The following is a 13,479-nucleotide window of genomic DNA, read 5'->3' on the forward strand; positions in this document are numbered from 1 at the left end:
GGACGCTTTCATCCGCACCGGGCGAAGCGGCTGCGAGCCCGGCCGTCGAAGATGTCGGCGGCCAGGAGAAGGGACCCGACCATGAGCGATCACGCTGTGCGCCCGGCCGCACCTCCGCAGGAGTCCCGTGCCGAGGAGTCCGGCTGGGCCCGCTGGATCTTCTTCGGTGCCACGATGATGTTCCTGCTCGGCAGTTTCACCCTGGTCGAGGGGCTCACCGCACTGCTCGACCCGCAATACTACGCGGTGACCCCGCACGGGACCCTGCTGTTCAGCCTCACCGGCTGGGGCTGGGTGCACCTCGTGCTGGGCGCGGCCGCGGTGCTCACGGCGCTCGGGCTGTTCGCACGGGCGGGCTGGGCGCGTTACCCCGGCGTCGCGATCGCCGGGCTCAGCGCCTTGGCGCACCTGACTTTCCTGCCCGCCGCGCCGTTCTGGGCGCTGGTCGTGCTCACCCTCGACGTGCTGGTCATCTGGGCGCTGGTCGCGCATGCTCCCGACGCACTCCGAACCCGCCACAGCCGCCGCTGAGCCGGCGCCGCGCCCTCGCGGCGCGCTGGTCGCGTGGGCCTGGGGCCTCGCGCAGCGCCACCTCTCGCGCGAGCTGCCCCAGCGGTGGCAGCACGTGCGGGGAGTCGCGAAGTGCGGGCGGCAGGTCGGGCCGAGCCTGCTGCGCGCCGAAGACGTGGAGCTGCTCGTCGCGGCCGCGCTGTTGCACGACATCGGCTACGCGGCCGGGCTCGTCGTGTCCGGCTACCACCCGCTCGACGGCGCCCGGTTCCTCGTCGCGGTGTCGGCACCGCCGCGGCTGGTGAACCTCGTGGCCCAGCACTCAGCCGCCCAGTTCATCGCCGAAGAGCGCGGGTTCGCGGCCGACCTCGCGGGTTACCCCGACGAGCGCTCCGCGCTGCGCGACGCCCTGTGGTTCTGCGACATGCGCACGACCCCGGACGGCCGCCCGACGGACTTCGCCGAGCGCATCGCCGGCATCCGCGTCCGCCACGGTCCCGGGTCACCCCTCGTGCGCGCGCTCGACGCCGGCGCGCAGGCCGCCCGGCACGACGCGGTGCGGCGCACCGAGCTGCGGCTGGGTGCCGCCGCGGCGCGGCGGCGGGTCTCACCCCGCGGGGGCGAGGCGAACGGGGCCGCGCCGGGCGACGGTGGCGTCGGCGCAGCCCGCGATACCGACAGGAGAGCACGATGACGACGCTGACGGTGTGGAAGTTCGACAGCCCCGACGGAGCAGACAACGCGGCGGACACCCTCCGGAGCCTGGCCAAGCAGGAACTGATCTCGATCCACGACGCGGCCACCGTGTCGTGGAAACCCGACGCCAAGAAGCCGAAGACCCGCCAGCTGCGCAACCTCACCGCCGGCGGCGCGATGAGCGGGATGTTCTGGGGCATGCTGTTCGGCCTGATCTTCCTGGTGCCGCTGATCGGCGCCGCCATCGGCGCGGCCACCGGGGCGCTCGCCGGCTCGCTGACCGACGTCGGCATCGACGACGACTTCATCAAGTCCGTGCGCGACAAGATCACGCCCGGCACCTCAGCCCTGTTCCTGATGTCCAGCGACGCGGTGGTCGACAAGGTGAAGGCCGCGATCGAGGCCGGCGGCCACAAGCCGGAGCTGCTGCAGTCCAACCTGTCCGCGGAGCAGGAAGCCGCGCTGCGGGAAATGATGTCGAGCTGATCGGACCGGCTGGTCATGTCGGAGAGCACGAACCACCTCATCGAGCCGACCGCGGATGAGCGGGCCGAGCTGGAACAACTGCGGCTCGAGGTCGCCCGGCTGCGGGCCACCCGCGAACGCCGCCGGGTCGGCTGGCGGCCGATCGTGTCCACGATCCTCATCGTGCTCGGCTGTATCCTGGCCCCGCTCGCGCTCACGTCGGTGTGGGTACACAACCAGATCTCCGACACCGACCGGTTCACCGCCACGATGAGCCCGCTGATCCGCGACCCAGCCGTGCAGGCAGCCGTGACCGACCGGGTCACCGAGACGATTTTCACCAACGTCAACGTGCGGGCCATCGCGACCGACGCCGTCGGCGCGCTCGCGGCCCAGGGCGTCCCGCCGGCCGTCACCGACCGGCTGGAGGCCCTGACCGGCCCGCTCGCGTCGGGCGTGCAGAGCTTCGTGCACGGCCGCGTCGCGAGCCTCGTCGCGAGTGACCAGATCGCGCAGACGTGGGACCGCGTGATCCGCGTGGCCCACACGCAGGCGGTGGCCGTGCTCGACGGATCGGCCTCGGCCATCGCGATCCAGGGCGACAAGGTCGTGCTCGACCTGGCGCCGTTCATCGACGTCGCGAAGCAGCAACTCGCCTCCGACGGGCTCACCATCGTGAACCGCATCCCCGAGGTCCACCCGACGATCGCGGTCGCCGACGCGGCCGGCCTGGTGAAAGCCCGGTCTTGGTACACCGCCTCGGACCGGCTCGCCACGTGGCTGCCGTGGATCGCGATCGTGCTGCTCGCCGCGGGCGTCTACATCGCCCGGCACAAACGGCGGGCGCTCGTCGCCGCCGCGCTCGGGTTCTCCTTCAGCATGCTGGTCCTCGCCATCGGACTCGCGATCGGGCACACCATCGTCGTCGACGCGGTCCCGAGCCGCTCGGCGGCGCCGGTCTCGGCGGCGTTCGACATCGTCCTGCGGTTCCTGCGCGACGGTCTGAGAACCCTGTTCGCGGTCGGGATCGTGGTGGCGCTCGGGGCCTTCCTCGCCGGTCCGTCGTCGACCGCCGTGCACATCCGCCAGGGCGTGGTCAAGGGCCTGACGTGGCTGCGGTCGCGCAGCGGCCTGCGCGCCACCGGCCTCGGCAACTGGGTGCACTCCTACCGCGTGGCCCTGCGCGCCGGCGCCGTCGCGATCGCCGTGCTCGTGTTCCTGTTCCTCGACCGGCCGAGCGGGCTCGCCGTGCTGCTGATCGCGCTCGTACTGCTGGTGGTCCTCGCTGTAATCCAGTTCCTCGACGCCCCCGGCGACCGGCCGGCCGCGACCGGCTGAAAGGGGACGCCGTGAACGACGAGCCCGACCACGTCGGTGCGGTGCTGGGACTGGGCGCGGTGGCGCTCAAGGCGGGCTGGTGGGCGTCAACGCCGCTGCGGCGGGCGGGCTGGGCCGTGCTGACGGCCGCCGTACCCGAGGACGTGGCGCGCCGCGCGGTGCGGGACGTGGTGACCGCGGCCGCCGCGGTCGTGCTCGACGCGGTCGACGTGCCGAAGCTTCTCGGCGAGCACGTCGACCTCGACGCCGTGCTCGCCGAGGTGGATGTGGCGGGCTTGGTGTCCACCCTGGACTTCGGTGACCTCGTGGCCGCGATGGACCTGCCCGAGGTCGTGCGGCAGTCGAGCGGAGCCGTTGCGGGGGAAGCGATCCGGGGCGTGCGAGGTGCCGGGGTGAACGCCGACGACGCCGTGGCCCGCGTGGTCGGCCGCGTGCTGCGGCGCCGTGGTGACCGGCCCGCCTGAGGGGCCGGCGGGCATCGTCACGCGTCTGGTCGCCGCCCTGGTCGACGCGGCCGTGACCGGGCTGATCACGGTCGGCGGCTACTTCGCGGTGGTGGCGGCGCTGTTCGCGGCCTCGCCGCTCTCGTTCCGGTGGCCCGCGGCACCGCCGGCGCTGGCCGGCGGGATCTCCGCGGCCGTCGCGATCGTGTACCTCACCGTCTGCTGGGCCACCATCGGCCGCAGCTACGGCGCCGCACTGCTCGGCCTCCGCGTGCTGGGCCGCGGCCGGCGCCTGGGCTGGGCACGCGCCGCGGCTCGGGCGCTGTTCTGCGTCGTCCTCCCGATCGGACTGCTGTGGGTGATCGTGAGCCCCCACCGCCGGTCGCTGCAGGACGTCGTCCTTCGGACCACGGTCGTCTACGACTGGCGGATGGACGGCGGAGCACGAGTGTCCGAAAAGGACGCTGTATAGGTCGTTATACGCTTGCGTGGCCGGAAGATGCCATGCCCGCACCGGGCCCTCCGCGCGCGCCGACTTCGCCGCGACGGCCCGACAAGCGAAGGCGGCGATGGGCGAGAGCTGAGGCTGAGCCGCGAACGAGGTCCGCGTCCGGACAACGAGCTGTGGGCCGCCGTCAAGCAGATCGTGGACGGGTGGCCGCCCGGCGACGAGGACGACGTCACCGAGCTCGCGGAAAAACCGGCGCAAGCAGCAGGCCCAGGTCGCGGTCGCTGCGCGCGAGCGCTCAAGGACGTCAGGACGGCCAACGTGCGGACCATCGCGGTCAACCGGCCGCTGTACCCGGAACCGGCGAAGCCGGCCTACGGCGCCGCGGGCCAAGCCAGGCAGCAGCAGTTCGCGACCACAGTGACCCAGGCGCTGCAGGCGCTCGTCGCGGCGAAGACGCAGGGCTTGCCCGCGCCGGCGAAGGCCTCGGACACCGACACGCTCCTGGACAAGGTCGGCGACGTCGCGGGCATGGTGGCCGCGGGCGCGGGCGGGCCGGCCTCGAGCCCCGGCGTGGACGTGGTCGCGGCGCCTGCCGCGACCCCGGCCGGCACGACCGCGCTCACCGCGCACGCGATCGACATGATCGGCACCGACAGCCACGACGACCCGAACGCCTGATCGGCCTCGGTGGCGACACGATCCACCGCATCCCCGGCGCCCGGGGCTCGGCGAGGCCGCCGCCGGCGCCGCGAAAGCCGCGGGGCTGTTCGACATGGTCAGCGCGGGCGTCGACATCGCCGCCCAGGTGCCCGCCGGCGTCGACCTGGTCTCGAACGATGATCTCGTGGACAAGACCAGGATGGCGCGGAGACTTCGGCCTCGAGAAAACGATTCACACGGAGACGCGAAACCTGCACCACCGAGCCCACTGTGACGCAGAACACGCCCGGGTGCCGACGGTTTTCGCGGCGCCGGCCGGTCTTGATGCAGACCGATTTCCCTCACCCCCCGGGAGTGCCCGATGTCTTTCCAGACCGCCGTCGTCACCGGAGCCGGCCGTGGGTTCGGGCGCGCGATCGCCGTCGCGCTCGTGAATGCCGGCACGCGCGTCGTCGGGATCGCGCGCGGTGAAGAAGATCTGCTCGCCGTCCGGGACGAGGCCGGCGAGCTCTTCACACCCCTGCCCGCCGACGCGACCGACGGAACGCTCGCCGCGGCCGTGCTCAGCGACCACCGGCCCGATCTGCTCGTGCTCAACGCCGGCGCGACGCCGCACATGGCGCCGGTGCAGGAGCAGACCTGGGAAACCTTCAGCCGCAACTGGCACACCGACACACGGCACGTCTTCGAGTGGACGCGCGCGGCGTTGCGCGAGCCGCTCGCGCCGGGCGGGGTGGTCGTGTCGTTGTCGAGCGGTGCGGCGCTGGCCGGGTCGCCGCTCAGCGGTGGTTACGCGAGCGCCAAGGCCGCGGTCCGGCACCTGCGCGGCTACGCCGCCGGTGAAGCCGACCGCGCCGGGCTGGGCCTGCGTTTCCTCACGCTGCTCCCCCAGCTCACCCCGACGGCCGGCGTGGGCTCGGCCGGCGTCACCGCCTACGCGGCCCGCCAGGGCGTGGCCCGCGACGCGTTCATCGAGGGTCTGCAGCCGGTGCTCACGCCGGAGCAGGTGGCCAAGGCCGTGCTGGACCTGGCGGCCGACGCGACCGCCGCGCCGGAGCACGTCGTCGGCGGCGTCGGCGTGCGCCCGCTGCCGTGAGAGGCCTCTACAGTGGACTCCCGCGCACCACGGGAGAGGCCATGCCGTCGAACGCCGAGTTCAGCGCGCTGACCGAGCCGTTCCGGCCGGAGCTGCTCGCGCACTGCTACCGGCTGCTGGGCTCGATCCACGACGCCGAGGACCTCGTGCAGGAGACGTATCTGCGGGCCTGGCGGGGGTTCGGCGGGTTCGAGGGCCGGTCGTCGGTGCGGCACTGGCTTTACAAGATCGCCACCACCGCCTGCTTGACGGCGCTGGCGACCCGGGCTCGGCGGCCGCTGCCGTCGGGCCTGGGGGCGCCGGCCGACGACCACCGGGTGCCGGTGGCCTCCCGTGAGCCCGCGGTCGCGTGGTTGCAGCCGGCTCCCGAGTTCGGAGCCGGTGACCCGGCCGTGGCCGCCGCCGCGCGGGCCGGGGTGCGGCTCGCGCTCATCGCCGCACTGCAGTTGCTGCCCGCGCGGCAGCGGGCCGTGCTGACGTTGCGCGACGTGCTGGCGTTCCCCACGGCCGAGGTCGCGGTGCTGCTCGACACGACCACGGCGGCCGTCGACAGTGCCCTGCGCCGCGCGCGGACCCACCTCGCCGAGGCCGGACCGATCGAGGACGAGATGACCGAACCGACCGGTGAGACCGACCGGGCGCTACTCGAGAACTACGTGGACGCGTTCACCCGCGCTGACGCCGAAGCGCTGGTCCGCCTGCTGCGCGCCGACGTCGAGCTGGAGATGCCGCCGATCCCGACGTGGTTCACCGGCCTCGACGCCGTCACAGGCTTCCTCGCGGCGCGCGTGCTGCGCCCGGGCAGCTGGCGGATGACGCCGACGCGCGCCAATGGCCAGCCCGCCCTCGTGGTACACCACCGCACCGGCGACGGGCGCGACGAGCCGTACGGCGTCCAGGTCCTGACGGTGCGCGGCGGGCGCATCGCGCGCATCACGTCGTTCAACGACCCGGCGCTGGTACCGGTGTTCGCTCCGCTGTACCGGTGACCCGGCCGGTCCGCCCACGGCGGGCGGACCGGCCGGGGCGTCACGCGGTGGGGAGGTCGTCGAACTCGACGACCTGGCGCACCTCGACCTCGATCTCGTCGTCGAAGAGCGCCGCGTAGGTCTTCGCGTACTCCACGGCCTCCTCGCGGTTCGCGAAGTTCAGCAGCGCGAAGCCCCCGATGACCTCCTTGGCCTCGGTGAACGGGCCGTCGGTGGCCTTGATGGCGCCGCCGCGCGTCTTGCGCACGAGCGCGCCCTTCTCCGACGGGTGGACGCCCTCCGCCGTGATCAGGATGCCCTTGTCCGCCGAGTCCTGGATGAACTCACCCATCTTCGCGATGAACTCCTGGCTGGGGTTCCACGACGAGTGCGTCTCCGACAGCCGGTGCATCATGAGAAACCGCATGTCCGCTCCTTTGTCCCTCGGGCCGGGATCCGGATTCTTCCCGGAAGCGCTGACCGGCCCACACCGACGCGTCGAACGGCCCGGCTCACGATTCGACAAACCGATCGGGAAGATTTTCGACGAAGTCCCGGCCGGGGACCAGCCGGGCCCGGTCCCGTCCCGCACGGGGCGGTCCGGCCGGCTGGTTCCCCGGCCGGGCGAACTTCGCCGACGCACCGGGCCGGTCCCCGGCGGCCGGGGCGCCTACCTCTACGATTCGGCGGGTGACCACCTACGACGACACCTTCGACCATCTCGACGCCTCGTCCCTGCCGCTTCGCCAGCAGCAGATCCTGGTCACGATCCGGGACTGGGTGGTCCGCCACGGGTACGCGCCGAGCAGCCGCGAGATCGGCGAGGCCGTGGGGCTGCGGTCGTCCTCGTCGGTGTCGAAGCACCTGGCGAGCCTGGAGGACAAGGGTTACCTGCGGCGCAGCAGCTCGATGTCGCGGCCGATCGACGTGCGCGCGTTCCTCGGCACGGCCGAGCCGCGGCAGGGTGAGAACTCCGTGGCGGTGCCGGTCGTCGGCCACATCGCCGCCGGCACGCCGATCTCGGCCGAGGAGCACCTCGACGAGATGCTGCAACTGCCGCGCGGGCTCACCGGCCGCGGCAACGTCTTCGGCCTGCGCGTGCGCGGTGACTCGATGATCGACGCCGCGATCTGCGACGGCGACATCGTGGTGGTGCGCCAGCAGTCCGAGGCGCACTCGGGCCAGATCGTCGCCGCGATGATCGACGAGGAGGCGACCGTGAAGGTCTACCGGCGCCGCAACGGCCACGTGTACCTCGAGCCCCGCAACCCGGCCTACGACGTGATCGACGGCGACCGGGCCGTGGTGCTGGGCACCGTCGTGTCGGTGCTGCGCAGCATGTGAGTCACCGCATGAAGAGGCCGCCGTTGATGTCGCACGTGGCCCCGGTGATGTACCCGGTGTTCTCGCCGCACAGGTAGGCGACGAGATCTGCGACCTCCCCGACGCGCCCGAACCGGCCCACGGGGATCGCGGCCTCGGCGGTTTCGAGCTGCCCGGCGTCCATCTCGTCCATCGCCGGCGTCCGCGTGGCCGCGGGGGCGCCGGCGTTCACTGTGCCGCCCGAGGCGGCGAGTTCCTTCGCGAACACCTTGGTGAGCACCAGGACCCCGCCTTCGACGACGCGTAGTGCGCGCCCGCCACCAGCCCGCCCTGCTGCCCGGCCGGCGACGCGAGGTTGACCACGCGACCCCACCCGCGCTCGCACATCGCGGGTGCGAGCTCGCGCGTGAGCAGGAGGACGCTGCGCAGGTTGGTCGCCAGCACGTCGTCCCACTCGGCCGGCTCGATGTCCCGCACCGACCGGCTCTGTGTGCGGGCCGCGTTGTTCACCAGGATATCCGGCGCGCCGAACTCCCGCCGCACCTCGCCGGCGACGGAGTGCACGGCCGCTGGGTGTCCCGCACGTCGACGGCAAAGGCCGCTGCCGTGGTGCCGGAGCCGTCGAGCTCGCTTGCCGTCGCGGCCGCGCTGTCCGCATCCACGTCGAGCAGGGCGACGCGGTGACCGAGGGCGTGCAGCCGCTGCGCGAAGGCGGCCCCGATCGCGCGCCCGGCCCCGGTCACCGCGGCGGTCCTGCGAGTGTCCACTGTGTTCTCTCGTGGTAAGCGTCGTCGGCCTCGGGAACCATCCCGCCCGAGACCGGCCACCGCGCCGGGGTCAGGCCGGCAGCCCCCACCGAGTGCTCGGTCCGTTCGAGGTGACGGGCCGCACCGCGAAGTCCGGCCGGTCGCCGGCGCGGTACACGAAGGCCTCTTCGCCGCGCGCGAGCTCGACCCGAACGTCGCCGTTGGGAAGGGTGCGCCACCGCTTGGCGCGGCCCTGCGCGTCGGTGACCTCGAGGGCCCCGTCGATGCCCGGGCGCAGGACGCAGGGGGCGCCGGCTTCGCTGTGGACCTTCAGCCAGCGCGTTCGGCCGCCTTCGCGGGCGGCGCTGAGCAGGAAGGCGCCTTCGGTGCGGAAGTCGCGCACGGAGATGTCACCCCACGTCGCGGGGACGGCGGGGAACAGCCGCAGGACGCCGCCCCAGCTCTGCACCAGCATGTCCTGCATCGACTTCACCGCCGAGAGCGGCGTCTCGATCACGGGGCCGGACTCCTCGTACATCGTGTTGGGTTGGATGAACCGGCTCTGCAGCTGGTCGAGGTAGGTCGCCGCCTGGTCGCCGCGCCGCATCGAGGCCGAGATCGACGCGGCGCCGGTGAAGGTGTAGCCCTGCAGTGCGCCCTCGAAGCCGACCCAGTGCGCCAGCGACTTCTCGATCAGCGCGCGGTTCTCGGGCTGCTCCCAGGTGATCTCGTATAGGGGGTAGATCTGCAGCAGGTGCGAGTAGTGCCGGTGCGACTTCGCGAACGGCACGCCGGCGCCGATCATGTAGCCGTTCTGGTCCACGGCGTAGGGCGCGAGCGTCGCCAGCACCTGCTGCCAGCGCGGCACGAGCGGGTCGGCGATGCGCAGCTCGCGTGCCGCGTCGAGCAGGGTGCGGCAGCCCCAGCGCACGAGCGCGAGGTCGTAGGTGCAGTCGGGGGCGTTCACGCCGTACTCGGGCGAGAAGGTGGGCGGCAGGTGCAGCTTCCCGGCCGGGCCCGGGGCGAGGAAGTGCAGGTAGTAGTTGATCGCCTTGCGCAGCAGCGGGAACAGCGTGTCGCGCAGCAGGCGGCGGTCCAGCGTGTGCCGGTAGGACAGCCACACGTTGTGCAGCGCCCACGTGAGGTCGCCGACCTCCGGAGTCGGGGTGTCCTGGCCCGGCACACCCACGGGGAAGCCGCTGTTCGCGTCCGAGACGCCGTTGAACAGGGTCATGTCGGTGGTGCGCGGGATGCCGGCGGAGTCGCTCTGGTATGGCGCGCCGACCTGGCTCGACAGGTGCCCGCGGTACTGGTCCAGCGCCCGGCTCACGGCGTCGAGCTCGAGGTGGTTGGAGCCGTGGATGAGCCAGTACTCGAGCTGGACGTTGAGGTTCCACCACGTGGCCGGCCACGGTGTGTTCTCCAGCCACGGGCCCGAGGTCGCCATCACCGGCGCCTCGCGCCGCGCGGCCGAGGCGAGCTTGTACAGCTGGATCCAGTAGAAGCTCTGCAGCCGGGTGTCCGGAATGGACACGAAGCTGCGCCGGTAGTGGTCGTGCCACCAGCGGCGGTGCTCGCGCGTGAGCGCGCCGAACTCGGCCGCCGTGCGCACGGACCACAGCGCCCGCGCGGTGGAGGTTCGGTCGGGGTGCGACCAGGCGACCGACGAGTAGAGCGTCCGCGCGCCGCCGCGAGTGACCTCCCGCCAGGCAGTGACGTGCTCGCCGCCCGCGAGCAGCGGCTGCTCGGCGACGTGGCTGTCACCCACGGCGCGGACCGTCGCGGGCGGGTTCGCGACGTAGCCTTCGGGCGGCGCCTTCTTCCACACGGGGTCGGCGCGCGGGCTCACGGCCTCCGCCGGGTGGAAGACCCAGCGGAACCCGCGTTCGCCCTCCGTCGGGCGCACCTCGACCGCGAGCACCGGCTGTCCGGTGTGAACGATCGCGCGCAGCGCGAGGCTGCCCGCGGCCGTGGTGATCGTGCCGGTGAGCTCGGCGTTCCACAGGTCCAGGCGCCAGTCGACGCCGGTGATCGCGCCGACGGGTTCGAGCGTGAAGTACCCGATGGGCAGCCGGGCGAGGCCGAACAGCGAGCCGTACTGCGGCCGGTGGTCCTGCACCTCGCTGTGCTGCACGTTGAAGCGCACCGCGTTCTTGCCCGGCTCGGCGTAGATGCCGGAGCCGAGGAAGCCGTTGCCGAGGAACGGCCCTTCCGTCCACGCGGCCGGCATCCGCCGCCACCGCAGGTCCGCCGTGGCGAGGAAGGCGGCCCAGTCGAAGTCGTCGCCGCCAGGCGGCGGAGGGCTCGCGGCGGCGAGCGCAGCCGGGCCCAGCCCCGCCGCGCTCGCCGCGATCCCGGCGAGCGCGCCGCCGAGGACTGTTCTACGAGAGACGTCCATGTCTGCGACCTCCAGAGGGTGGTGGCGGCGGTCGAGCCAAAACATAGGATGTCTGATATCCGTTGTCGAGACCTCTACCCAAGTTCGCAACAAGGCAACTCGACTGGAGCACCATGGCCCACCGGGAAACGCGAGATCCTTCATCGATTCATCGGATGACTGCGGCGCCTTGCGCCGGGTGCGACGAGCAGCCGATGCAGGGCGCAGTCACGGCAGAGCGCGCCGGGCCTCGTCCTACAATCGGGGCCGGCCGCGCCGCGGCGAGTGGGCGGAGGAGAACCGTGCGGATCACGATCCGGGATGTCGCACGGCGGGCAGAGGTGTCGGTGGCCACGGTGTCGCGGGCACTGGGCTCGCCCGACCGCGTCAGCGAGGCCACGCGCGACCGGGTGCTCGCGGTCGTGCGGGAGCTGGGCTACCGGCCGAGCCCGGCGGCGCGCAGCCTCATCACCGGCAAGACCGGCGCGATCGCCCTCGTGGTGCCAGACCTGGGGAACCCGTTCTTCACCGGCCTGCTCAAGAGCGTCCAGGCACGGGCACGCGAGACCGGCCACGCCGTGCTTGTCGGTGACAGCGACGAGGACCCGGCCATCGAGCAGGAGCTCGTGCGCACGCTCGCGAAGCAGGCCGACGGCGTGCTGCTGTGCTCACCGGGGATCGACGACGCCACCATCACCGAGCTCGACGGCCTCACCTCCCTGGCGCTGCTCAACCGGCGCGTGGCCGGGATCGGCGCCACCGTGATGGACAGCGCCGGCGGGATGCGCGAGGTCGTGGCGCACCTGGCCGGGCTAGGGCACCGGCGCTGCGCCTACCTCAACGGCCCGGACAGCTCGTGGTCCAACCACGAACGGCTGCGCGGACTGCGTCCCGCCGCGGCCGAGCACGGCGTCGAGATCGTGGAGCTCGGGCCGTTCGCCCCGCGGTACGAGGACGGGGCGCCCGCCGCGGACCAGGCGCTGGCCACAGGGGTGACCGCGGTGATCGCCTACAACGACGTGATGGCGCTCGGCGTGCTGACGCGCCTGCGCGACCGTGGGGTCGACGTGCCGGGCAAGCTGAGCGTGACCGGCTTCGACGACCTCGTCTACGCGGCGGTGTCCGCTCCCCCGCTCACCACCGTCGCCATGCCGCTCGCCGCGGCCGGGCGCCACGCGGTGGATCTGCTGCTGGCCCGTTCCGCCGCCGGCCCGGCCGGCCGGGTGGTCACGGAACTGCCGACGCGGCTCGTCGTGCGCGCCACCACCGCCCGCGCACCCGGGTACCCCCGCTGACCATTCAAGCACGCGAGGGAAATGTCGGAAAAATGATCGGGACCGAGACATAATCGGTCACTCCGATACTGCGTTCCACTGTGGATCGATGTTACAGTTCTTCACAGGCCACGGAAAACGCGGCTACCGGAAACGTTCGAGGAGGATTCACCCACCATGGCGCACAAGGTCCTGGTCCAGATGGTGGACGACATCGACGGCGGGGTCGCGCACCAGACCGTGCCCTTCGGCCTCGACGGCGTCCAGTACGAAATCGACCTGTCCGACAAGAACGCGGGAACTCTGCGTGAAGAGTTCGCCCGCTACATCGCCGCCTCACGGCGCACCGGCGGCCGCAAGGTTCGCCGTGGCACCGGTTCGACCACGCCGACACCCGAGGACCGCGAACGCTCGCGCAGCATCCGCGCGTGGGCCGCGGACAACGGCTGGAGCATTTCCGAACGCGGCCGCATTCCCACCGACGTGGTCACCGCCTACGAAAACAGCCGCGCCTCGGGCTCGAAGTCGCGCGCCCGCGGTGGTCGCACAAAGTCGAAGGCGTAAAACTGCTCCGGACGTAGCGGGGCGACCATTTCTGCCGATCCGCCGCACGCCCCGCCGGAAACGTCCTCACCGAATCCCAAAACCGCAGATCACCGGCAGCTCCCGGTGAACCACCGCCGCCGCGAGGGCCTTGACAGTCCGTCGCGGCGGTTCGTACGTTCCGACCGGGAGCCGCGGACCTTCCCCGACGTCCGCTTCGGAGACGGGATCGCGGATGAGTTTCACCGAGTCGTTCGAGACTGTGGCCTCCGTGATCGAAGGGCTCGGCGTCGGCATCATGGCCCTCGGCCTCGTGGTGGTACTGGTGCGCTTCGTCGTCGAAGCGACCCGGCGCCGCGGCAGCTACGACCAGCTGCGGGTGCACCTCGGCCGTGTCATCCTGCTCGGGCTCGAGATCCTGATCGCCGGCGACATCATCCGGACCGTGATCGTCGACGCGTCGCTGGAGAACGTGCTGGTCCTCAGTCTGATCGTGCTGATCCGGACCGTGCTGAGCTTCGCGCTCGAGGTCGAGATCTCCGGTGTGTGGCCGTGGCAGGCCAAGCGGGGGCCGCAGCCGCCCAGCTGA

At 72.3% G+C, this 13,479-nt stretch carries 16 protein-coding genes and 1 pseudogene; 13 read left to right on the top strand and 4 right to left on the bottom strand.

The annotated features are described in order from the left end of the window. The first annotated feature begins 81 nt into the window (after positions 1-81). The 9 genes from AB0F91_RS07135 (at position 82) to AB0F91_RS07175 (ending at position 6,648) form a co-directional block, all read left to right on the top strand. Positions 82-531: a hypothetical protein gene (locus AB0F91_RS07135; protein ID WP_360595552.1), complete on the top strand. Its 450-nt coding sequence runs from the start codon at positions 82-84 to the stop codon at positions 529-531. Next, positions 491-1,204, top strand: coding sequence for an HD domain-containing protein (locus AB0F91_RS07140; RefSeq protein ID WP_360595554.1), 714 nt, complete (start codon positions 491-493; stop codon positions 1,202-1,204). The genes AB0F91_RS07135 and AB0F91_RS07140 overlap by 41 nt, the downstream gene beginning before the upstream one ends. Further along, entirely contained in the window at positions 1,201-1,692 is a 492-nt protein-coding gene (locus AB0F91_RS07145) for a DUF1269 domain-containing protein (RefSeq protein ID WP_360595555.1), read from the top strand. The genes AB0F91_RS07140 and AB0F91_RS07145 overlap by 4 nt, the downstream gene beginning before the upstream one ends. A 15-nt stretch (positions 1,693-1,707) precedes the next feature. After that, the gene (locus AB0F91_RS07150; protein ID WP_360595557.1) at positions 1,708-3,009 is read left to right on the top strand and encodes a hypothetical protein; all 1,302 of its coding nucleotides are present in this window, start codon (positions 1,708-1,710) and stop codon (positions 3,007-3,009) included. Between the two features lie 11 nt (positions 3,010-3,020). After that, positions 3,021-3,473 carry a hypothetical protein gene (locus AB0F91_RS07155; protein ID WP_360595558.1) on the top strand — a complete coding sequence of 151 codons (453 nt, stop codon included), beginning with the start codon at positions 3,021-3,023 and terminating at the stop codon, positions 3,471-3,473. Continuing rightward, positions 3,457-3,924, top strand: a complete 468-nt coding sequence (locus AB0F91_RS07160) for an RDD family protein (protein WP_360595559.1) — start codon at positions 3,457-3,459, stop codon at positions 3,922-3,924. Before AB0F91_RS07155 ends, AB0F91_RS07160 begins: the two co-directional genes overlap by 17 nt. A gap of 174 nt (positions 3,925-4,098) precedes the next feature. Next, on the top strand, positions 4,099-4,581 hold the full coding sequence (locus tag AB0F91_RS07165; protein ID WP_360595561.1) for a hypothetical protein: 483 nt from the start codon (positions 4,099-4,101) through the stop codon (positions 4,579-4,581). Positions 4,582-4,924: 343 nt separating this feature from the next. Beyond that, a complete protein-coding gene (locus AB0F91_RS07170; protein WP_360595563.1) occupies positions 4,925-5,659 on the top strand; it encodes an SDR family oxidoreductase in 735 nt (244 codons plus the stop codon). A gap of 41 nt (positions 5,660-5,700) precedes the next feature. Further along, the gene (locus AB0F91_RS07175) at positions 5,701-6,648 is read left to right on the top strand and encodes an RNA polymerase subunit sigma-70 (RefSeq protein WP_360595565.1); all 948 of its coding nucleotides are present in this window, start codon (positions 5,701-5,703) and stop codon (positions 6,646-6,648) included. A gap of 40 nt (positions 6,649-6,688) precedes the next feature. On the opposite strand, the gene AB0F91_RS07180 is transcribed toward AB0F91_RS07175, so the two are convergent. Next, complete coding sequence (locus AB0F91_RS07180; RefSeq protein ID WP_360595566.1) at positions 6,689-7,054, bottom strand: YciI family protein; 366 nt, start codon at positions 7,052-7,054, stop codon at positions 6,689-6,691. 263 nt (positions 7,055-7,317) lie between these two features. Between AB0F91_RS07180 and lexA the strand changes: the two genes are divergently transcribed. Continuing rightward, entirely contained in the window at positions 7,318-7,971 is a 654-nt protein-coding gene (lexA, locus tag AB0F91_RS07185; RefSeq protein ID WP_360595568.1) for a transcriptional repressor LexA, read from the top strand. A 1-nt stretch (position 7,972) separates the two neighbouring features. On the opposite strand, the pseudogene AB0F91_RS07190 reads toward lexA, so the two are convergent. The 3 genes and pseudogenes from AB0F91_RS07190 to AB0F91_RS07200 all read right to left on the bottom strand — a co-directional run bounded on the left by AB0F91_RS07190 (position 7,973) and on the right by AB0F91_RS07200 (position 11,094). Further along, positions 7,973-8,514 (bottom strand): annotated as a pseudogene (locus tag AB0F91_RS07190) (SDR family oxidoreductase). After that, positions 8,457-8,717, bottom strand: coding sequence for an SDR family NAD(P)-dependent oxidoreductase (locus tag AB0F91_RS07195; RefSeq protein WP_360595570.1), 261 nt, complete (start codon positions 8,715-8,717; stop codon positions 8,457-8,459). Before AB0F91_RS07195 ends, AB0F91_RS07190 begins: the two are co-directional and overlap by 58 nt. A 70-nt stretch (positions 8,718-8,787) precedes the next feature. Further along, entirely contained in the window at positions 8,788-11,094 is a 2,307-nt protein-coding gene (locus AB0F91_RS07200) for a Tat pathway signal sequence domain protein (protein ID WP_360595571.1), read from the bottom strand. 281 nt (positions 11,095-11,375) lie between these two features. Between AB0F91_RS07200 and AB0F91_RS07205 the strand changes: the two genes are divergently transcribed. From AB0F91_RS07205 to AB0F91_RS07215, 3 genes are all read left to right on the top strand, one after another. Further along, positions 11,376-12,368 carry a LacI family DNA-binding transcriptional regulator gene (locus AB0F91_RS07205; protein WP_360595573.1) on the top strand — a complete coding sequence of 331 codons (993 nt, stop codon included), beginning with the start codon at positions 11,376-11,378 and terminating at the stop codon, positions 12,366-12,368. A gap of 156 nt (positions 12,369-12,524) precedes the next feature. After that, on the top strand, positions 12,525-12,911 hold the full coding sequence (locus AB0F91_RS07210; RefSeq protein WP_360595575.1) for an Lsr2 family protein: 387 nt from the start codon (positions 12,525-12,527) through the stop codon (positions 12,909-12,911). A 214-nt stretch (positions 12,912-13,125) separates the two neighbouring features. Then, positions 13,126-13,479, top strand: a complete 354-nt coding sequence (locus AB0F91_RS07215) for a DUF1622 domain-containing protein (protein WP_360595576.1) — start codon at positions 13,126-13,128, stop codon at positions 13,477-13,479.

Origin of the sequence: Amycolatopsis sp. NPDC023774, assembly GCF_040639695.1 — a bacterium.
Classification (GTDB): Bacteria; Actinomycetota; Actinomycetes; order Mycobacteriales; family Pseudonocardiaceae; genus Amycolatopsis.